This is a genomic window from Bifidobacterium sp. FKU (assembly GCF_026016385.1).
GTDB lineage: Bacteria > Actinomycetota > Actinomycetes > Actinomycetales > Bifidobacteriaceae > Bifidobacterium > Bifidobacterium infantis.
In genome coordinates this window covers 1,792,591-1,812,883 of record NZ_CP092888.1, presented here as the reverse complement: position 1 = coordinate 1,812,883, position 20,293 = coordinate 1,792,591, and the positions used below count along the sequence as shown (strand labels likewise).

The 20,293-nt window shown below is 58.9% G+C and carries 13 protein-coding genes and 4 pseudogenes; 14 read left to right on the top strand and 3 right to left on the bottom strand.

Annotated features, from left to right (window positions below):
• Positions 1–71 precede the first annotated feature (71 nt).
• Positions 72–835: pseudogene (locus MMB48_RS08265) on the bottom strand (transposase).
• Between the two features lie 16 nt (positions 836–851).
• Here MMB48_RS08265 and MMB48_RS08260 point away from each other — a divergent pair.
• The 7 genes and pseudogenes from MMB48_RS08260 (at position 852) to MMB48_RS08230 (ending at position 8,815) form a co-directional block, all read left to right on the top strand.
• Positions 852–1,598 carry an integrase core domain-containing protein gene (locus MMB48_RS08260; protein WP_168928607.1) on the top strand — a complete coding sequence of 249 codons (747 nt, stop codon included), beginning with the start codon at positions 852–854 and terminating at the stop codon, positions 1,596–1,598.
• Positions 1,481–2,432, top strand: a pseudogene (locus MMB48_RS08255) (relaxase). Before MMB48_RS08260 ends, MMB48_RS08255 begins: the two are co-directional and overlap by 118 nt.
• 399 nt (positions 2,433–2,831) lie before the next feature.
• The gene (locus tag MMB48_RS08250; RefSeq protein WP_032744430.1) at positions 2,832–3,455 is read left to right on the top strand and encodes a TetR/AcrR family transcriptional regulator; all 624 of its coding nucleotides are present in this window, start codon (positions 2,832–2,834) and stop codon (positions 3,453–3,455) included.
• Positions 3,428–4,129, top strand: coding sequence for an ABC transporter ATP-binding protein (locus MMB48_RS08245; protein WP_032744429.1), 702 nt, complete (start codon positions 3,428–3,430; stop codon positions 4,127–4,129). The genes MMB48_RS08250 and MMB48_RS08245 overlap by 28 nt, the downstream gene beginning before the upstream one ends.
• Positions 4,130–4,282: 153 nt before the next feature.
• Positions 4,283–6,448: an ABC transporter permease gene (locus MMB48_RS08240; RefSeq protein WP_235685096.1), complete on the top strand. Its 2,166-nt coding sequence runs from the start codon at positions 4,283–4,285 to the stop codon at positions 6,446–6,448.
• 416 nt (positions 6,449–6,864) lie between these two features.
• Entirely contained in the window at positions 6,865–8,226 is a 1,362-nt protein-coding gene (locus MMB48_RS08235) for an ATP-binding protein (protein ID WP_032744427.1), read from the top strand.
• 124 nt (positions 8,227–8,350) lie between these two features.
• Positions 8,351–8,815 (top strand): annotated as a pseudogene (locus MMB48_RS08230) (MerR family transcriptional regulator).
• Between the two features lie 129 nt (positions 8,816–8,944).
• Here MMB48_RS08230 and MMB48_RS08225 read toward each other — a convergent pair.
• Both MMB48_RS08225 and MMB48_RS08220 read right to left on the bottom strand, forming a co-directional pair.
• Positions 8,945–9,598 carry a MarR family winged helix-turn-helix transcriptional regulator gene (locus tag MMB48_RS08225; RefSeq protein WP_032744425.1) on the bottom strand — a complete coding sequence of 218 codons (654 nt, stop codon included), beginning with the start codon at positions 9,596–9,598 and terminating at the stop codon, positions 8,945–8,947.
• Between the two features lie 16 nt (positions 9,599–9,614).
• On the bottom strand, positions 9,615–10,358 hold the full coding sequence (locus tag MMB48_RS08220; protein ID WP_032744424.1) for a dioxygenase: 744 nt from the start codon (positions 10,356–10,358) through the stop codon (positions 9,615–9,617).
• Between the two features lie 199 nt (positions 10,359–10,557).
• Here MMB48_RS08220 and MMB48_RS08215 point away from each other — a divergent pair, with 199 nt between their 5' ends.
• The 7 genes and pseudogenes from MMB48_RS08215 to MMB48_RS08185 all read left to right on the top strand — a co-directional run.
• Complete coding sequence (locus MMB48_RS08215) at positions 10,558–11,352, top strand: ATP-binding protein (protein WP_235685095.1); 795 nt, start codon at positions 10,558–10,560, stop codon at positions 11,350–11,352.
• Positions 11,353–11,759: 407 nt separating this feature from the next.
• The gene (locus MMB48_RS08210) at positions 11,760–13,517 is read left to right on the top strand and encodes a DUF4012 domain-containing protein (protein ID WP_032744422.1); all 1,758 of its coding nucleotides are present in this window, start codon (positions 11,760–11,762) and stop codon (positions 13,515–13,517) included.
• Between the two features lie 349 nt (positions 13,518–13,866).
• Positions 13,867–16,455 carry an excinuclease ABC subunit UvrA gene (locus tag MMB48_RS08205; RefSeq protein ID WP_265074930.1) on the top strand — a complete coding sequence of 863 codons (2,589 nt, stop codon included), beginning with the start codon at positions 13,867–13,869 and terminating at the stop codon, positions 16,453–16,455.
• A 57-nt stretch (positions 16,456–16,512) separates the two neighbouring features.
• Positions 16,513–17,871 (top strand): MATE family efflux transporter, encoded by a 1,359-nt coding sequence (locus MMB48_RS08200; RefSeq protein ID WP_032744420.1) that lies wholly within the window; start codon positions 16,513–16,515, stop codon positions 17,869–17,871.
• A gap of 245 nt (positions 17,872–18,116) precedes the next feature.
• The gene (locus MMB48_RS08195; protein WP_050496264.1) at positions 18,117–18,824 is read left to right on the top strand and encodes an endonuclease III domain-containing protein; all 708 of its coding nucleotides are present in this window, start codon (positions 18,117–18,119) and stop codon (positions 18,822–18,824) included.
• Positions 18,825–19,223: 399 nt separating this feature from the next.
• Positions 19,224–19,769, top strand: coding sequence for a PadR family transcriptional regulator (locus tag MMB48_RS08190; RefSeq protein WP_032744505.1), 546 nt, complete (start codon positions 19,224–19,226; stop codon positions 19,767–19,769).
• Between the two features lie 39 nt (positions 19,770–19,808).
• A pseudogene (locus MMB48_RS08185) lies at positions 19,809–20,275 on the top strand (maltose acetyltransferase domain-containing protein); the annotation flags it as partial.
• Positions 20,276–20,293: the final 18 nt, after the last annotated feature.

Sequence of the window (20,293 nt, the reverse complement as noted above, 5' to 3'; positions counted from 1 at the left end):
TTCCGGTTGGTTGTCGTGGGCGTGCTTCGCCCTGCCGGTGGCGTCCGGCGTCCTTTCCCGTGTGGCCCGGTTCAGGCGGCGAGGGCTGGTTCCTGGTAGAGGGCGCCGTTCTTGAGCATGCTGTAGATCACGTCGCAGCGTCGGCGGGCGAGGCAGATGATGGCGGCGTTGTGGTGTTTGCCTTGTTCGCGTTTGCGCTTGTAGTAGGCGATCGAGGGAGGATGTTTGGTGCCGGCGACGAACGAGGACTGCCATAGTGCGTTCTTGAGTCGTTTGTTGCCGCCCCTTGCCGGTCTCTCGCCCTTGATGCTGGTGCCGGACTGGCCGGTGACCGGTGCGATGCCGGCGTAGGCGGCCAGGTGGGCCGCGCTTGTGAAGTTGGCGATGTCGCCGCCGATGCCGAGCAGGATGCTGCTTGCGGTCCTGACGCCTATCCCGGGCATCGACGCCGGGACCGTGAGAAGAGGGTGGTCCTCCAGGAGCTTCTCGACCTGGCGCCCGACCTCGCGCCGCCGGTCCTTGATGGCCTTGATGTCGCGGGCGATGGAGGGGATGATGGTCTCGGCCATGCCGGTGCCGGGCAGGTAGGCGACCGCGATCCCCATGTCCCGCGCCACCGTCAGAGACAGGGAGCCGATGGTGTTGGGCTGGTCCACGACCAGCACAACACGCGGCCGCGCCTGGAGAGGTGTTCCAGCATCGAGCGGATGGCCTTCTCGTCCTGTCTCACCGGCTTGTCGTACAGGGTGTCGCCGTCCCGGTCGAGGGCGTGCGCGTGGTGCGCGCTCTTGCCCACGTCCAGGCCGACCCACACGTCGATGTCGTCCGGGGTCATCATCGTTCCTCCCGTCATGAAGGTTTTCCCGGTCGCCGTGGACTCGGAGGAGTCCGGACGTCCGGCGCCGCACCCACATTACGACGGCCCGGCGCCCAACCTGTCGGCCCGCGAGTTCGACGGGTACAAGCCGCGCACCCACCTGGCCTCCGACCCGGCCTATGTGATGGTCGGCAATTCGTGGGCGTACGTCTGCCTGCCCGGCGACCTCGCCAACCGCGAGATCGCCGGGCATTCGGTCGGCGTCAGACACGACCCCGAACTTGTGCTGGCCGCATTCGCCACGCTGCGCTTCCCGTTGGGCGACATCGAGGTGCTCCACACCGACCGGGGCGGCGAGTTCACCGGAGAACGCATCGAACGAATGCTCGACGTGTTCGGCATCACGCGTTCGCTTTCCAGGCCGGGCACGCCCTACGACAACGCGGTGGTCGAATCCACCGACCGGCTGATCAAGAAGGAGCTCATATACGCCAACACGTACACGAGCGTGGAACAACTGCGCTCGGACGTCAACCGGTACGTGTGGTGGTACAACCACCAGCGGCTCCACTCGACCCTCGGATACATGAGTCCCATGGAGTTCACCAGACAAGGGAAAACCCTCCAGGAACAGTCCAACACGCCGTTGCCAATCCACGCTACCTGTTCGGCAAGGGACGGCGCAATGAACACACCGACCAGCATCTCGTGTGCGCGAGCGGCGACATGTTTCCCTCGTTTGACATGGATGGCAAGCCGGCGGCGTCGTATGCGGAGATAGGCCGCAGGTTCGACCGACGCTACCGCGTCAGGGGACGCAAGGGCGATCCGTTCCCGCCCGACATGCGAGGCAAGAACCATCCCGAACGAGAGCATGGCAGGAAGCGCGTGTGGCACTGCTCGCTCGCCATCAAGGCCGGCCAGGGCATACTGACCGATCAGGAATGGGAGTCGGTCATCCGCGATTATCTGACGCGCATGAACATCATCGACGGTGGCGACGATCAGGGCGTCACATGGCTCGCGGTCCGTCACGGACTGTCCGCCAACGGCAACGACCACGTGCGCCAAGGCGTCGCGCAGCGAGGACGAGTTCATACGCCGCGTGCGCAGGGAAGGCTTCTCCATCGACCCCAGGCTGCGCAAGGGAACCGCCAAAGACTCGTTCACCGACCCCGGCCAGGTGGTCGGCTACCGGATCACGTGGCATAGCACGGATGGGTGGACGGAACGGTTCAACGCCTTCGAGCTCGGCGACGACATGCGATTGAAACGACTGCGCGACGACTGGGCGGACGATGCCAGAAGCCGCAGCCTCGCCGTCCAGGAATGGCGCGCCGCGATGGAGAACCGCCCGCCCTTCCTCGACGGCGGACGAGAAAGACACCCGGAGAATCTGTCCACGCACGACATGGAACGCCTCGTATCCGAAGCGTTCGCCATCGCCGCCAACCTCAACAGCGCGGCGGACGACGACGAATACCGGGCAGCGATGAGCGAGGGCCTGCACACGTTCGACATGCTGCGCGAACGCTACGGGCTTACGCAGGACGGCCTGTGGATAACGGCCACGGACATGAACGAAAGCCAGAGGACGTTGATTCATTGTCCATAATGGGCGAGCTGTCTCCTCAGACGATTGAGCCGTGAAGCAGTCAGTCCAGTGGACTGTTTGTAGGCGAAGGTGAGACGGCAGTCGCGTAATGGGAATGTTGGACGTCGAGCCGTCCGTCGTTACAGGACGCTGGCACGCGGAGCGGCCTAGAGGGGGTGGCTCGTAGCGTGTCTCTTGCTCGTGCGCCCACTGTCGGGAACTGTTGCGATGAATGCGCGGAAGATAATCGGTGGTTGCTGGATCACCTCTCGGCTTGTGCAGCGGTCGCCGATTTCCATCTCTATTTACGCTGACAGCGGAGAGAAGGGCGTGAAATAAAGCCAATGCGTTGACGTGACTGTGGTGCCGTAGTAGTGTTTTTGAACATCGTTCAATTAATGTGCGGGACAGGGAGCTTGGATGCTTAAGTACGACAAACGCAAAGAGCAGATGATTGGCATAGCTTCACGCATGCTTTTGGAGAAAGGGTATGAAGGCCTGTCCATCCGGAGCATCATTCAGGAGGCTGACGCGTCGGGCCCCGGCCTGTTCTATTACTATTTCGCGTCAAAGCAGGATATCTACGAAGCGGCCATGCAGCACATCGTCAAGCAGCAGTTAGACCAGCGATGGAGCATCGTACGCGACGAAACACTCGATCCCGAACGGAAGATTGACCGTCTCATCGAATCAGTGGAATGCGACTTCAACAGGTATCGCAATCTTCTGGACCATGGTGATAACAAGCAGATTCTAGATACCATCAGCATGACCATGATGACGGAAGAGATTCCTATGGCGGAACACATCATTAACGAATTGCTGGAAAGGAAAGGCGTCGCGTCGCGTGAGGCCGCGGTGGATGTGCATGAGCTGTCATGCTTCATCGTATACGGGCTCAACGGCATTCTGCGTGAGAAATTTGCGAATCCCGACACCATACCGGATACGCCGACCTTCCAGTCCATCAAGCGACTGCTAGTCGGGATCCTAAAGCTTATGCAAGGAGAAACACCATGTCGTTCATTGACGTCATCAATCTGACTAAACAATACAACAGCAATGACGTGCAGACTATGGCCTTGGATCATGTCAGCTTCTCCCTCGACGAGGGTGATTTCTGTGTGGTCCTTGGGCAGAGCGGCGCGGGAAAGTCCACGCTGCTCAACATGTTGGGCGGCATGGACTCACCCACATCAGGTTCCATCACAGTCGATGGCACTGATATATCCGACATGAGGGAACGCGCCTTGACACAGTATCGCCGCAACTCCATCGGCTTTGTGTTCCAATTCTATAACATCATCCCCAACCTCACCATTCTAGAAAATGTGGAAATGGTCGCACGCTTCGGCGGAAAGAATTTCGATCCGCAAGCCGTCCTCTCCGACGTTGGTCTCGGCGAGAAAATCCATGCCTTCCCACAAGAATTGTCCGGCGGCCAGCTCCAACGTGTGGCCATTGCGCGAGCCCTGTGCAAGAACCCGCAGCTGCTGCTGTGCGACGAACCTACAGGCGCGTTGGATTCCAAAACCGGACAGTCGGTCCTAAAACTTCTGATGCGGATGTCTCGCCAATACCGCAAAACCGTGATTGTGGTAACGCATAATTCATCGATTGCGCGAATCGCCGATGTGGTCGTCACCATCAAAGACGGCAAAACCGAATCCGTGCAGCGAAACAACAATCCGGAATCCATTACCCAAATCCAGTGGTAGGCGTCTTCTATGCTCAAGAAAATACTGAGGGATTGCAGAACCAACGCAATGTCCCTAAGCGCCATAGCAGTGCTCGTGTTCCTTACCCTATTCGTTTTCTCAGGACTGTTGTCTGCGGCCCACGGCATGAGCTACGAATTCGAACGATGGTCTATGCAAACCAACTTGGCCGATGCGTGGGTGAGCGTGCGATCCGCGGGTGCGACGCTCACCGATGAAGTCAACAATGCCAAGCACGTGTCGCATGCCGACGGATCGCTGATCGTCACCGCCTCGATGAAACGTAGCGGAGCGAACAAGCTGCTCACCGTCAACCTCAAAGACTCCAACGAAGTGTCCCGCCCACTCGTCAATGACGGCGAACAATTCGACACTAAGAAAAAGAACTCCATCTGGATTGACAAGAACTTCGCCGACGCCAATCACATCAGCACCGGGGATACAGTCACCATCAATGTAAACAAGTCCCCGATCGCATTGACTGTACGGGGCCTCATCGCCAGTCCGGAGTACATCGGCTACACCAGCCCAATGAACGACATGGTGGCGAATCACGACCGCTACGGGTACGCATACACTAATCGTGCATCGCTGCCCGTGGCTTTGGGCCGCATCAACAGCATAGCGGTCAAAGCCGAACCTGGCTGCGATACCGGCTGCATCGCCCGTTCCGTTCGAGACACGCTAGGCAACGCAGCCGTCAGCGTGCAAGGCCGCGACGCCAAAACCGAGATTTCGAAGTTCCAAGCCAAAACCGCGAGCATGTATCGCATGTCGTACATGTTCTCCACGTTGATGATTGTATTGGTGACGCTGACCACCATCACCACTATCAGCCGACTGGTCAACAGCCAGCGCAGCTCATTGGGACTGATGAGAGCGCTGGGCATATCTCGCAGCGCCCTGATCTTCGGATATCAGATATATGCGATTATCGCAACGCTTCCCAGCGCCCTCCTCGGCCTGTTCCTCGGACCTGCGCTTCTGGGACGGCTGTTTCTGGACAAACAACGGTTCCTGTTCAATCTTCCCCATTGGCAGGTCCGCATCGACAACGCCAGCTGGCTCATGATGCTAGGCATCATCATCGTCAGCAGCATCGCCTCCATCATTCCAGCATTCCGCATCACCCGCCTGACGCCCGCCATGATCCTAGACACGAACACCATGCGCGGCGTCGGCACCATGCGATCAACACCGCGCAACCCGCGCCGCGACAGCCAACAACACTGGCAATGGCACTGGATCATGCGGGATAAATCACGTTCCATGGTCAAAGAAGGCATCTCCGTCGTGGCGATTATCGGCGCGACCGTTCTGGTGATGGCAAGCTTCGGTGTGCGTCTCTCGCTCACCGCCACCAACGATATGACATATGGCGACGTATTCCGCTACGGTCGGCAAATCCAGCTTGCCAACGGATATACCGACACAGATTACGACACAATCATGAGCGGCTTGCCGGATAACGCGCAAAGCCTCGAACAACTGCCCATCACTGTTACAACGGCGCATCACGAACAGTCATCCGTCATGTCCATCGCCACACCCGGCATATTCCTCACGGCACGTGACGACAAGCGCGAATCTATGCCAATCACTACGCAAACCGATGGTGCGTACATTTCTGAAGGACTGTCGAAAGCTCTCGGAGTCACCAGTGGCGACACTATTAGCGTCGACTCGGCCAGCATGTCAGAACCGGTCATCATGACCGTTATCGACATCGTGCGCGTCAGCAGTCCGCAAGGCATATACCTCAGTTCAGCATATTGGAAGAACCTCGGCGAAACGTTCCACCCCACCAGCATCATGGTCAATGGCCGCGTGCCCAGTTCCGTTGATAACCATCCGGCGGTGCAGCGGGTGGACTCCCTCGCATGGGACAAGGCGCAGGCCAACAAAGTGCTGGACACCTTCCAAAGCATCCTGACATTGCTGATGGTTTTCGCGGTACTGCTGGAATGGTTCATCCTGTACAGCATCGGCACACTGAACTACACCGAACGATACCGGGAATACGCAACCATGCGAGTGCTCGGCTTCCACATCAAGGAAATCCGGTCCATCATGCTCAAAGACAGCTTCGTCACTTGGATTCTGGGCACAACCCTCGGCATCCCCCTGGGCATAGGCTTCCTGAACGCATATGTGTCCGTCGCCGATTCCAAGGACGCGCAATTTTTCGCATATCTTCCCACACCATACATCGCGTTGTCGGCCCTGTTCGTGTTATGCAACATGCTGATTATCGAACTCGTCATCGCGAAACGAATCGCCAACATCGATCTCTCGTCCGCGCTGAAAAGCGTCGAATAGTAAGAAAAGAGGAATCTATGACTATAGGAATCAGCTCTGCAGGAATCTCCGTGCCAATCCGAAGATTGCCGGTGATCGACACCGTATCACAGTGGAATAACACATCGGCTGATCTAATCGTCAAACAATTCGGAACGGAATGCCGAACTTCTTTCGCAAGGTCATCAAGGCGCTGATCCGGTTCTAGGGTCAGGTACGCAGCGAACGGTTCTCACTAAGAACCGTGTGAGCCATTCGCACAAAATCGCACAATCAAACAGGCCGACGGTGTGATGGGGGGATTGGGGGGGTGAGCCGGTTCGGCTTGCGTCCTTATACCGTTGTTTTCGTGTAGAATCGGCTACCTCTATACTTCTGTTTTCGTGTAAAATAGCATATGTCCATACTGTTGTTTTCGTGTAATGAGGTGATTGCTCATGTTGAAGCGCAAGATGCTGGATAAGCTGATCGCATGGAAACAAAAAGCGGGTGGGCGTGAGTCGCTTCTCATCGAAGGCGCTCGCCGCGTGGGCAAAAGTACCATTGTCGAGGAATTCGGCCGCACTCAGTACAAGTCATATATTCTCATCGATTTCGCGCGTTTGCCGCGTGACGTTCGCGACATCTTCGAAAACCAGCGTGATGACTTTGACACATTTTTCATGCTGTTGTCTGCGTATTACCGCACAAGACTGTATGAGCGTGAATCGTTGATTGTTTTCGACGAGGTACAGCGGTATCCGGCGGCGAGGGAGCTCGTCAAATATCTGGTTGCGGATGGCCGATATGACTATGTGGAAACTGGTTCGCTGATCTCCATCAAGAGGAATGTGGCGAATATCGTCATTCCCTCCGAGGAACGGAAAATGGATATGGGGCCGCTCGATTTTGAGGAGTTCTGCTGGGCTATGGGGGAGGAGCTGCTTGCTGAAACGATTCGTAAATCGTTCGAGCGTCTGGTCCCGTTGCCTGATGCTCTGCATAAGCGGGGGATGAGGCTGTGGCGCGAATATCTGCTGGTGGGCGGTATGCCGCAGGCGGTTGCCGATCATGTCGAGCAGCGCGATTTTGGCGAGGTGGATTTGATCAAGCGTGGCATCCTGCAGCTGTACAGTGATGATATCGGCAAGTTCGCCAATGGCGATGCCGGCCGTGTGCGGGGCATTTTCGCTCAGATTCCAGGGCAGCTGTCCAAGCATGAGAAACGATTCACTCTGGCATCGGTCGATAAGGGGGCTCGATCTCGTGAATACGATTCGGCGTTCTTCTGGTTGGAAGACGCCCGCTTGGTGAACCTGTGCCGTAATTCGACTGACCCTTTGGTGGGGCTGGGATTGTACGAAGATAACGATTCATTCAAATGCTATATGGCGGATACCGGTTTGCTGGTGTCGCAGGCGTTTGCCGATCGAGAGACAACGCCGGATGATGTGTACCGGGATATTCTGTTCGATAAGCTTTCGCTCAACGAAGGAATGCTGGTGGAGAATGCGGTGGCTCAGCAATTCCGGGCTAATGGGCGCAAACTGTATTTCTTCTCGCGCTCGGATAGAACGGATGCCTCGAAAACCATGGAGATAGACTTCCTCATCGTTCGGGAATACGATAATGCCGCGATGAAACCTCGCATCAGCCCGATCGAAGTGAAATCCACGAAACGATACGGTGTGTCTTCGCTCGACAAATTCCGCAAAAGGTATGCCCAACGATTGGGCAAGGAATACGTTCTGCATCCCCGCCAACTCGAAGTGGATGGAGAACGCATCAAGCTGCCGTTGTATATGGCCCACTGTCTGTGATTTGTGCTGATTGATGCATGTTTGGGCTGCAAGGTTCAGGCAGTCGAAGAGTGTCCGTTCCGCATAGGACATCCGTGAATATGGCTGGACTCACACTGGCTCGACTGCAGGGAAAGGAGTTGGCATGGGATATTCCATCGGTCAGGTGTCGCGAAAGACTGGGCTGTCCGAACATACGTTGCGCTACTATGACGGCCAAGGTCTTTTGCCCGGTATCGCTTGAACTGGTTTCGGACGGAGATGCTTCGATGACGGCGATCTTGAATTGCTTGATCTCATTGAATGTCTGAAATCCACGGGCATGAGTCTCGCAGAGATCAAGGATTTTGTTGATATGACTAAGCAAGGTGATGCCACGCTCGAATCACGACTTGCTGTTTTTCGCAATCAGCAACATGTGGTGAAACGTCAAATCGCCGAATTGCGACGCCGGTACATCAAACTTGACGTGGTCATTACATCCGGTGCCTCTTGCACTTCGTCGATGAAAATCAATATCCCTTATGGGAGTAGCATTTTCTGCCTTGTATGTGCAGAATGCCGCATTTCAAAATGGGGTTTTGGTGCAAAATACCGCATTTCAAAGTAGGGTTTGGTGCAAGATGTCGTGCAAATGGTGAATCGGGCGTGTTTGTAGGGGCGGCTGGATGACTGTGCGGCTGGACTGTTGTGCGGCCGCATGCTTATGCGGCCACAAGTCGTGCGGGCTGTTCGCAAACTATGCGCGGTCGGCCGGCATTCGCCTGCGCTTGAGGTGTTCGATAAGCAGCTCACACTTTTTGACATCCTCGGCGGTCGAGGTCGGTAGGTCGTCGGAGGAGGTGTCGATGATGCGCTGCAGGTAGCCGTGTAGGGTTTGTAGCTCGGTTTCATTGAGACAGTCCAGCATGGAGGAGGTCTGGTCGGGCGCTTTGCCCAGCAGATCGGCGGCCTTGCGGCCCTGGTTGGTGAGGCTGACCATCATGACGCGGCTGTCCCGCCTGGATGGACGGCGGCTGATGTGGCCGCTGGCCTCCAGTTTCTTCAACAGTTCGGCCATGGCCTGGCGGCTCATGCCGAACATCGCGGCCAAGTCCTTCTGGCTGGTCTGGTCGGATTCCCTGAGCGTGGCCAAGACGCGGCCTTGGCCACGGCGTGGGTCGAAAGCATGTTCGCCGCGCGGCGATTTGGCGCCGGGGGAGACGAGCCGTCTGTGTATCGCGCGATACGCCATGATGCGGCCAATGCTGATGAAACTGCTGAGAACATCGTTCTTGATATCGCCGTCGGCGGTGTTGTGGCTTGTGCCGTTCTCCGCCGATTGACTCGTGGCCATTACGTCGTCGACCGCGTCGTTTCCGGTTACGGCGGCGTTGTTGCTGGTGCTGCTCATGTTCGGAATCCTTACGTCAGTGCTGCATGTTGTCGCCGGTGGATTCGCCGCGATAGCGCATCATCATCGAGCGCTGCATCTCCTGCGCGTTCGGCGGGGTCCAGGTCAGCGCGTTCGCGCCGGCCACGATGGTTTCGGCCATGGACTCGTCGGTCGAACCGCCGCTGGCGAGCAGCGGGATGGAGGGGTGACGCTGCCTGATCTGCTGGACCACGTCAGGCGTCCTGCGGCCGGCCGCCACGTTGATGATGGAGGCGCCGGCCTCGATTTTCTCGTCCAATTCGTCATCGCAGGTCAGGACCGTGGCGATGACCGGGGTGTTCGTGATGCGCGCCACGTCGTACACCGTGGAGGGCGGCGCCGGCGCGTTGAGCACCACGCCCGCCGCACCCTGCATCTCGGCCATCATGGCGAGTTGGATGACGCGCGGGCCGGTGGTGGTGCCACCGCCCACGCCGACGAACAGCGGGGCCTGGGCCACGGTGAGTAGGGCCTGGGTGATGACTGGTTCGCCGGTGAACGGATATACGGCGAGAATGGCGTCGGCATTGGTGTTGCGGATGATGGCCGCGTCCGTGGTGAACGCGAACGAGTGGAGTTGGCGGCCCTGGACGGTGATGCCGGAAGTGCAGCTGATGATGTCGGGAACACGGGCCGCGGAGGAGCTGATGCGGTTTTCGATGGGGTTCGGTCCGTCTACTTGACGGGATTCCGGGTCGTATTCGGTGAGGTCGTTGCTCATGTCATGTGTGATGTTCATGCCGGTCTCCTTTAATGAGGGAGCGAGCGAAGCGTCGCTGGTCGTATGTCTTTTTCATCCTCTTCAGTAATTATGTCAAGTACCTGACAGATATGAGTATACGACTCCATCAAAGATTGTCAAGTACCTTACGTATTGCTGTTGTGTCGCATTTTTCGACAATGCCAACATGCGTATGTTGTTTGATGCGGATCTGAGTGTGGAACGGCTGATTCCCGCACTGTCGATCGAGTCCGGAACTAGGATCACTCCCGAGGATACGCTCGTCATTTTCGATGAGGTACAGGAGGTGCCGAGGGCGATGACTTCGCTGAAGATGTTCAATGAAGCCGCCCCGGAGTATGACGTCTTGGCCACTGGATCGGCGCTTGGCATCGCCATGCATCTTGGGTTTTCATTCCCGGTTGGCAAGGTCAGTAGACTCAAGCTGTATCCTATGTCTTTTGTTGAATTCCTGTATGCGTGCAAACAGTATGCCTTGGCCGAAATGCTTGAGTCCAAGGATTTTCCACTAATTAGCGTAATGCATGACAGGGTCATGACTTGGCTGCGGTATTTCATGTATACAGGAGGCATGCCGGAGATCGTTGAAGCGTTCGCCAGTACTCTGCCGAATCCTGACTTCACGTCGGTTCGTAAATTGCAGAATAGTCTGGTCTCCGATTATCGTGACGATTTCTCCAAACATGTTGATATGCGTGATAGTCCCGCCGTCACCACGCTTCGTCTCAATCAAGTATGGGATTCAATTCCTTCCCAGTTGGCGAAAGAGAACAAGAAGTTCGTATACGGCGTGGTGCGAGCTGGTGGACGTGGCAAGGATTTTGAGAGTGCCATACAGTGGCTTGTCGATGCGTCGTTGGCGTTGCGCGCATCCGCCATCGCGCAAGCGGGAACGATTGCATTCCCGGTCACGAGGATTCCGCTGGTTCCGCCTCCGGGGATCGGCCGGTTGGATGAGGTCGAGCCGGCGAACGATCAGGGCCAAAGGTAAAGAAATTCGGTATTCTTGCAAGGCCTTTTGGGTTATCCCGCGGGCATGGGTAGACTGGCATGCGGTAGGAGAGATACTCGCTGAAAGGTGCATGCCAGCTCATGGGAACGGGTGACCAGCCGGAAAAGACCAACAACTAAACCAGCGATTGCTGTCGGCTGGCCGGTAATAGCCGTAACTGCAGTGGACGTTCCCCGCTGCAGGTGACACGCATCGCCGGAGGGCAGCTGCAAGTCCAGGTACCGGTCCGTGGCCACCCCAGTCAGCCGCGCTGACAACCCCCGGCATCATACGCGATGTGCACGTCGTGCACTGCTACGTGCCGTCCGCCGGGCTACCCGTCCAGCGAAAGCGTAACCGGGCAGCCAGCCAGTATCGATACATGTCATAACGTAAGGAAGTAGCCCATGCCATCACACGCACGCACGGTCACCAGGACAACCCATCGCGTTCGCAACGCGCTGCTCGTCGTGCTGCTGTTGCTGGTCGTGTGCGCCGCGGCGGCCGGCTTCAGCGGATTCAAACTGTACAAGTCGGCGATGAGCGCCAAAGCGCACCTCAACAATGTCGTCAACGCGGCCAAGGTCATCAAGGACGGTTCCACCGACGACATGGTCAAGGCGCTGTCCGACGTGAGCTACATCCAGAAGGAGGCGGCCGCCGCCAAGCAGGATGTCAGCGGCGGTCTGTGGACGCTGGCGGAGAAGATGCCCGTGGTCGGCGGTGACGTGAAGACGGCGCGCACCGCCATCGGTACCATCGATGACTTCGCGCAGACCACGCTGCCCCAGCTGGGCAAGGTCGTCACCACACTGACCGGTGCCAGCCTCTCCAGTGGCGATGGGCAGCTCAACATGGAGCCGATCATCGCCGCGGCGCAGCAGCTTGCCACGGTCGACCAGTCCGTGCAATCGCAGGCCAGGACGATCCAGGATCTTCCCGACGCCAAACTCGGCGTGGTGAACAACGCGCTGCAGAACGGCAAGACGCAGATGGCCGCCCTGGCGCAGGTGACCGAAAACCTGAGCGGCATGCTCAACATGCTGCCGAACTTCCTCGGTGCGAACGGCGCCCGCAACTACGTGCTGCTTGCCCAGACGAATTCCGAGATCCGCGGAACCGGCGGCCTGATCGGTTCGGCCGGTTCCTTCAGCGCGGACAACGGCAAGATCGCGGTGGGGGAGTTCCACGCGGATGCCGAGTTCCCCTCCAACGCCGCGTTGGATGACGTCAACCAGGACGGTGACGGCACGCTGTACAGCGGACTGTACTTCGGTCAAGTCATTCATAATCTTTCGTCCACGCCGGACTTCCCGCGCGTCGCGTCCATGGCCCAGAAGTTCTGGCAGGCGGCTCCGTTCGGCGGATCGTCCGACGGCGTGATGTCGCTCGACCCCGTCGCGCTGCAGGCGATGATCGGCGCCACCGGCGACGTGACTCTGTCCGACGGGCGCGTGCTCAACGGGTCGAACACCGCCGAATTCCTGCTCAACGGCACCTACAAGGAACTGACGCCCTCCGCTCAGGACCAGTACTTCAGCGAGACCGCCGCCCAGGCGGTCGCCCACCTGTTCAGCGACATGAACACGCAGAAGCTCATGACCGTCGCCAAGACGATGCTCCGGATGGCCGAGCAGCGGCACCTGTACTTCTGGTCGTTCCACGAGGAGGATCAGGCGGTGCTGCGCAGCGCCGGCGTCACCGGCGAGATCACCAACGACGCGAAGAACCCGGTGACCGGCGTCTACTCCAACGAGATGCAGGCCTCGAAGATGGACTGGTACATCCAGCGCAAGTCGACGGTGAAGAGGACCGGCGACAACACCTACCACGTTACGTATTCGTTCACCAACACCCTGCAGCCGGGCGAGGCCGGATCCCTGCCGGAATACATCACGGCGAACGCCAAGGGAGGCGTGGCGGTGAACCGCGTGGTCATCTACACGCCGGCCGGAGGCGAGGTCAGCAACGTGTCGGCGTCGAACGGCAGTTCCTTCGCACAGGTGCAGGCCAAGGACCATATGACCTACATGGACGACATCTCCCTGGCGCCTCAGGACACGGTGACCATCGAATACGACGTGACCACCGCGGCCGGCTCGGCCAACCTCAAACTGGATCAGACGCCGACCATCGGCGACCCCGCGATCACGTACGAGTATTGATCGGTATTGATCTGTGGGTGTGATCTTGGGATTGTGTGCCCTTATGAAAGCGCGCCGCCGACTCCTCTCGGAACCGGTGACGTGCTTCCGGACGACGATGTCCATTACGATCACGGCAGATCGATAGCCGACAATATCGTCACGCTGGTTCAGCTAGTTCGAATTGCAGGTGGCGGACGGTGCCCAAGATGAAAGATTCTCGTCCGGCGTTCGGCCGCCGTCGTTGGCCGTGATGATACTGGAGACCATGAAGCTCAGGCGGCGGCAGCCAAGGGCGAAGTCGAGAAAGAGGTGACGGCGTGACACTTGAACAGAGGTCAGATAGCGCGGCGGCGGAGCAATGCCGAGTATGACCAACAATCAACGGCCGCAGGCGATTGAGGTGCGCGGGGCGCGCGTGCATAACCTCAAGAACATCGACATTGACATTCCGCTGGGTGAACTGGTGGGCGTGGCCGGCGTCTCCGGTTCGGGCAAAAGCTCTCTGGCGCTCGGCGTGCTGTATGCGGAAGGTTCGCGGCGCTACTTGGAAGCGCTGTCCACGTACACGCGCCGTCGACTGACCCAGGCCAGCCGCGCCCAGGTGGACGAAGTGCTGCACGTGCCGGCCGCGCTGGCCCTGCACCAGCGGCCCACGGTGCCCGGCATCCGCTCGACGTTCGGCACGATGACCGAATTGCTCAACAGCCTGCGACTCCTGTTCTCCCGCGTCGCCTCGCACGTGTGCTCGCATTGCGGGGCGCGCAACGAGCCCACGCTGAACGTGGCGGCCGGACTGCCCATTACTTGCGTCAGCTGTGGCAAGGAATTCCATGCGCCCGGTGCTGAATCGCTCGCCTTCAACTCGGCCGGCGCCTGCCCGACCTGCTCCGGCACCGGCATCGTGCGCGAAGTAAACCGCGCGGCCCTGGTCCCGGACGAGTCGAAAAGCATCGACGACGGCGCTGTGCTGCCATGGGGCTCGCTCATGTGGGACCTCATGAAACAGGTGTGCGGTGCGATGGGCGTGCGCACCAACGTGCCGTTCAGCGAGCTCACGCCCGAAGAACGCGACATCGTATTCAACGGGCCAGCCGTCAAAAAGCACATCCTCTACAAGCCGAAGAAAGGCGACGATTTCGCCGAACTCGACTTCACCTACTTCAACGCCGCGTACACGGTGGAGAATGCGCTCGCCAAAGCCAAGGACGAGAAGGGCCTGAAGCGTGTGGCCCGGTTCCTCAAGGAGGGGCCGTGCGCCGACTGCAGTGGCACCCGACTGAGCGCCGTCGCCCGGGCTCCGCACGTGCGCGGGCTGAACTTGGCCGAAGCCGGCGCGATGACCTTGGACGCGGCGGCGGATTGGGTACGCGGAGTGCCGGAATCCCTGCGCCCCGACATGCGGCCGATGGCCACCAACATCTGCGAATCGTTCCTAGACGTGGCCCGACGACTGCTGGATCTGGGGCTCGGCTATCTGGCGCTTGATCGCGCCGGCGCCACACTGTCGACCGGAGAACGCCAACGTGTGCAGCTCGCCCGGGCCGTGCGAAACCGCACCACCGGCGTGCTGTATGTGCTCGACGAGCCATCCATCGGTCTGCATCCCTCGAACGTGGACGGGCTGCTCGGCGTGATGTATGACTTGGTGGCGGACGGCAATTCCGTGGTGGTCGTGGACCATGACGTGCGTGTGCTCAAGGCGTGTGACCATCTCATTGAAATGGGGCTGGTCGCCGGTGCCGAAGGTGGGCATGTGATCGCGCAAGGCACGGTCGGCGAGGTGGCGGCGAATCCCAGTAGTCGCATTGCGCCGTTCCTATCTGATCAGGTGAGCGCGCGTATACGTGAGCGTGTGGCTGAATCACAGGTGTTCAGCCTTGGCCACATCCGCATGACAACCAGCCAGTTGCATACGGTCAAGCCGCTGGACGTTGATATTCCGCGCGGCCGGCTCGTGGCGGTGACAGGCGTCTCCGGCTCCGGTAAAACCACGATGGTGCTCGAATCGCTGATTCCCGCACTCAAAGCGCAGGCGGCGGGGGAGCTGTTGCCGGAACACGTGCGCGAGCTTGAGACCGCGGGCATCAGTCGCGCGAATCTCATCGACGCCACGCCGATTGGCGCAAACGTGCGCTCCACCGTGGCCACCTATGCCGATATTCACGACGAATTGCGCCGCGCCTTCGCCCGCACGGACGGCGCCAAGGCGGGCGGCTGGAAGGCTGGCGATTTCTCATACAACACCGGCCGACTGCGTTGCCCCACGTGCGACGGCACCGGTTCGATCTCACTCGACGTGCAGTTCCTGCCGGACGTGACCATCGAATGCCCGGATTGCGGCGGATCCCGGTATGCGCCCGAAGCCGGCGCGATTCGGCGTGCGGTTAAAGCGGCTAAGGGCAAAGCGGCGAAGATGAAGGTCCCGGATAAGCGCAAAGCTGCCAAGGAAAAATTGAGTGAGGCGACGGATCAGGGTGGCGGCAACATTTCCCTGAGCCTGCCTCAACTCATGGCAATGAGCGTGGACCAGGCGCTGGCCGTGACCAGCGACCTCAAGAAGGTTCACGCACGTCTGACCACCCTGCACGACTTGGGACTCGGCTACTTGACGCTCGGCGAACCGACGCCGGCGCTTTCGGGCGGCGAAGCCCAGCGGCTGAAACTCGCCAGCGAAATGGGCAAGGCCCAATCGGACGCGGTATTCGTGTTCGATGAGCCGACCATCGGTCTGCACCCGTTCGACGTGCGCGTGCTGCTGGGCGTGTTCGACCGGCTCGTGGCGAGCGGCGCAACAGTCGTGGTCATCGAACATGACCTTGACGTGATCGCCAATGCGGACTGGATCATCGACATGGGTCCGGGCGGCGGCGAAAGCGGCGGACGCATCGTCACCACCGGAACGCCGGAACAAATCGCGGCCAATCCGAACAGCATCACCGGGCGGTATCTGCGCTGACTCGTATGGCGGTCACGTGCCTTTGCATAGGACCCTGCGCGAGTAGGATAGCCGCCCATGGTGCAGATTCATGGCATTAGACGCGCAAGCGCGGACGCGAAATATCGGCAGATGACCGGGCAGCCGGTCAAGCCGCTGATTCTCAAACTGTGCTTGCCGGCCGTCATCTCCAACTTGGTGACCACCGCCTACAATCTCACGGACACGTTCTTTATTGGTCAGCTCGGCACCGCGCAGTCCGGTGCTATCGGCATCGCGTTCTCCATCATGACCGTGATGCAGGCGCTCGGCTTCTTCTTCGGCAACGGCGCGGGCAACTCGATGAGTCGCGAACTCGGCAAGCAGAACAATGATCGCGCCTCCCGACTACTGGCCGTGGGCTTTGCGGGCGCGGTGATCTCCGGTTTGGTGATTGCCGCAATCGGGCTGCTGACCCTGCGGCCACTTGTCGTCATGCTGGGCTCGACCTCGACGATTGCCCCATACGCCGTGCAATATCTGACGCCGTTGCTGGTCGCCGCACCCTGCGTGTGCGGTTCGTTCGCGCTCAACGGACTGCTGCGATACCAAGGGCAATCGACGTTCGGCATGATCGGGCTGGTTTCCGGCGCATTGCTGAATTTCCTGCTTGCGCCATTGTTCATTTTCGTGGCCGGTCTGGGGATTTTTGGTGCCGGCCTGGCCACCGCCATCTGCCAGACGGTGAGCTTTACGATTCTGACCACGATGAGCCGCAAATTCGGCGTGATGAAACTGTCCCTGCGCAATTGCAAGCCGGATGTGCTGCTCATGCGCGAAGTGGCTGGCGGAGGCCTGCCTTCGCTGATCCGCCAAGGCGCCGGCTCGATTTCCGTGACTTGCGTGAACATCGCCGCCAACCCGTTCGGCGACGCGGCCATCGCCGGCATGGCTATCGTGATGCGCATTATGTTGGGCACCAATTCGGTGATCGTGGGTCTCGGCCAAGGCTTTCAGCCGGTGTGCGGCTACAACTACGGTGCCGGCCTGTTCGCGCGAGTCAAAGAGGGATATTGGTTCTGCGTGCGGCTCTCCACCTGCGTGCTTGTGGCGTTGGCAGCGCTGCTGTGGATTTTCGCGCCGCAACTGGTCGAGATCTTCCGTTCCGACCCGGCCGTGGTGGCGGTGGGCGTGGCAGCGCTGCATATTCAATGCTGCACGGTGATTCTCAATGGCTTCAACATGATGGGCAATATGATGACCCAGACCATGGGCCGCACCGGCATCGCCTCGTTCCTGGCCTTGTGCAGGCAAGGCCTGTTCCTGGCGCCAATCGTGCTGATTCTGCCGATGATGTTCGGCGTGCTCGGCGTGGAAATGGCCCAATCGGTGTCCGACGTGCTGACATTCGTGGTCACCATCCCGTTCATGCGGCGAATCCTGCACGAATTGCGGTAGATGTCATCAAGATTTTCGACTTCCAGACCAGGTGGACCGAGCATATCTCGCTGAATCTCTGTAGTTTTTCCTTACCGTTGCGTTCATTAGGTCGATTATGCGTTCATTAGGTCGGTGCCCTGCTTAGCATGAGATAATGAGCATTGGAATGAAGCCATTCTTGAAGGCGGTGTTCATCACAAGTGACCTAATGAACGCATAATCGACCTAATAAATGAATGGCGGATGGCTAATACGGAGCCTGAATGCAGAATATGAAACGTATGAAAGCCAACCAGGCACACAAGTGGCCTGTGCCGGAGCGCATCGAATCGCTGTACCGCACCATGGCTGACGCACTCGGCCCGACCGGATGGTGGCCGGCGGAGACCACGTTCGAGATTATGGTGGGCGCGGTGCTGACGCAGAATACAGCGTGGAGCAATGTGGATCGTTCGCTTGCGGCGTTGAAAGCGGAGGATGTGCTCGAACCCCATGCGTTGGCGGCCATGGAGCCGGAGCGTTTGCAGGAACTGATTCGACCGTCAGGCTTTTATGTCAACAAATCCAAGACCGTACAGTCGCTGAGTCGGTGGTATGTGGAGCGTTGCGGGGCCGCGCCCGAGGGTGCCGCGGCTATTTCCGATGCCGAATTACGGGCCGAGTTGCTTGGATTATTTGGTATTGGCGGCGAGACGGCCGACGATCTGATGCTGTACGTGTTCTCGCGCCGCACATTCGTGGCCGATACCTACGCGCGGCGGCTGTTCGCCTTCCTCGGATTCGACGTGCCGGGCGGCTATCCGGCATTCCACAAGGCCTATTCGCCCGTGGTGCTGAGCACGAGCCTCAGCGTTGGGGATTTGCAGGAGTTCCATGGGCTTATCGACGAGTTCGGCAAGGCATACCGCGATGACGCGGCAAAAAGTGAGTCGTTCTTGGGTGTAAGCCTCACACAAAATGGTGCTCAATAAGAAAAGTGTGAGGCTCGCACAGCGCCAATCGCACATCCAAATCCTGGGAACGGCGGTCCGATGCCATTCCGTCGAATGTGCGATTGATTGGTATTGTGCGTTTGCCTCACACTTTTCTTATTGAGAATGATTCGCTGCGATATGCCGCTTACTTGACAACCTTAAAACCGCCGGTCCACGGGGTCTGATTGGCGATGTCCGCAACGGCGGATCCGATGTTGCCTGCGCCGAAGATGGTGATGTTGCTCATGGTGATGGTTCCTTTCAATGAACGATTACTGCGCTTACTCTTAATTCGATATATCTCGTTTCGAGGTATTTCTTGCTGTTGAGATACACTATACATCGAAACGACATATATCTAAACGTGGCGTGTCGAAACGAGGTAGACTGGTGATCATGAGCTTGATTGAGATGATGATTCTGGGGTTCTTAAGCGAACGATCCATGTGCGGCTACGAACTGCGCAAGAAGATGGAACAGCTGCAGGGCTACGCGCGCAAATTCAGCGACGGCACGGTATATCCGGCGACCAACCGGCTCGTCGAAGCCGTCCTGATTTCCGAACAGTCTGAGATCCGCGATGGCCGTCAGCGCCGCGTATTCACCCTGCTTGAGGCTGGCCGCAACAAACTCATCGAGGAACTGCGCAACACCGGCGGATTCAACCTCACCGATATCACCCGCTGGACCGTCGTGCTCACCTTCCTTGGTGTTGTTCCGGATAAATCAGACCGTGACGCGGTGCTGCGCCGCCGCTACGACCTGCTGAACGGCCATGACGTGCACTTCTTCTACTGCGACGCCGGCAACCCGCTCTCCATCGAGCAGATCGATGACCCCTACCGCCGCGGCATCATCGCCGTGCATGACGCCGAAATCGCCGCCGAGCTCGACTGGTTGCGCTCAATGCTGGGTATCGAAGACGAGTCTGTGGCACAATAGTTCGACTGGCACAGTCGCCGCAGCAACTAACAGGAGACGATGATGACCGAAGGCAAGCCGATCGCCAAGCCGATGATCGATGACGCCACGCGTGAGAAAATGGCGCTCATGTTCTCCGGCGAAGTCTATCTGCCGGACGATGTGGATGGCTTCTTCGACCTGCAGGCCGCCCAGCGCGACCTCCAGCTCGAACTCAACGCCACGCCGCTGACCCACCCGAAGCGCCGTACCGAACTCATGCAGGCGTTCTTCGGCGCTGCGGGGAGGGCCTGTACCTCGAAGGCCCGGTGTACGCGAACTGGGGCAGCAATACGTACTGGGGCGAGCGCTGCTACGCCAACTTCAACCTGACGCTGGTCGACGATGGTGATATCTTCATCGGCTCCCACACCATGCTCGGCCCCAACGTCACGCTTGTAGCCGCCGGCCATCCTGTGCGTCCGGACCTGCGCTACCGGGGCGCCCAGTATTCGTGTCCGATCCACATCGGCGAAAACGTCTGGATCGACACGTTCGCGCCGACC

Bases quoted from the DNA above. Each gene is read 5' to 3' on its own strand.
- MMB48_RS08225 (WP_032744425.1), bottom strand. From the start codon at position 9,598: ATGAGCAGCACCAGCAACAACGCCGCCGTAACCGGAAACGACGCGGTC.
- MMB48_RS08205 (WP_265074930.1), top strand. From the start codon at position 13,867: ATGACCAACAATCAACGGCCGCAGGCGATTGAGGTGCGCGGGGCGCGC.
- MMB48_RS08210 (WP_032744422.1), top strand. From the start codon at position 11,760: ATGCCATCACACGCACGCACGGTCACCAGGACAACCCATCGCGTTCGC.
- MMB48_RS08250 (WP_032744430.1), top strand. From the start codon at position 2,832: ATGCTTAAGTACGACAAACGCAAAGAGCAGATGATTGGCATAGCTTCA.
- MMB48_RS08260 (WP_168928607.1), top strand. From the start codon at position 852: ATGAAGGTTTTCCCGGTCGCCGTGGACTCGGAGGAGTCCGGACGTCCG.
- MMB48_RS08190 (WP_032744505.1), top strand. From the start codon at position 19,224: ATGAGCTTGATTGAGATGATGATTCTGGGGTTCTTAAGCGAACGATCC.
- MMB48_RS08195 (WP_050496264.1), top strand. From the start codon at position 18,117: ATGCAGAATATGAAACGTATGAAAGCCAACCAGGCACACAAGTGGCCT.
- MMB48_RS08245 (WP_032744429.1), top strand. From the start codon at position 3,428: ATGTCGTTCATTGACGTCATCAATCTGACTAAACAATACAACAGCAAT.
- MMB48_RS08240 (WP_235685096.1), top strand. From the start codon at position 4,283: ATGCAAACCAACTTGGCCGATGCGTGGGTGAGCGTGCGATCCGCGGGT.
- MMB48_RS08235 (WP_032744427.1), top strand. From the start codon at position 6,865: ATGTTGAAGCGCAAGATGCTGGATAAGCTGATCGCATGGAAACAAAAA.
- MMB48_RS08220 (WP_032744424.1), bottom strand. From the start codon at position 10,358: ATGAACATCACACATGACATGAGCAACGACCTCACCGAATACGACCCG.
- MMB48_RS08200 (WP_032744420.1), top strand. From the start codon at position 16,513: ATGGTGCAGATTCATGGCATTAGACGCGCAAGCGCGGACGCGAAATAT.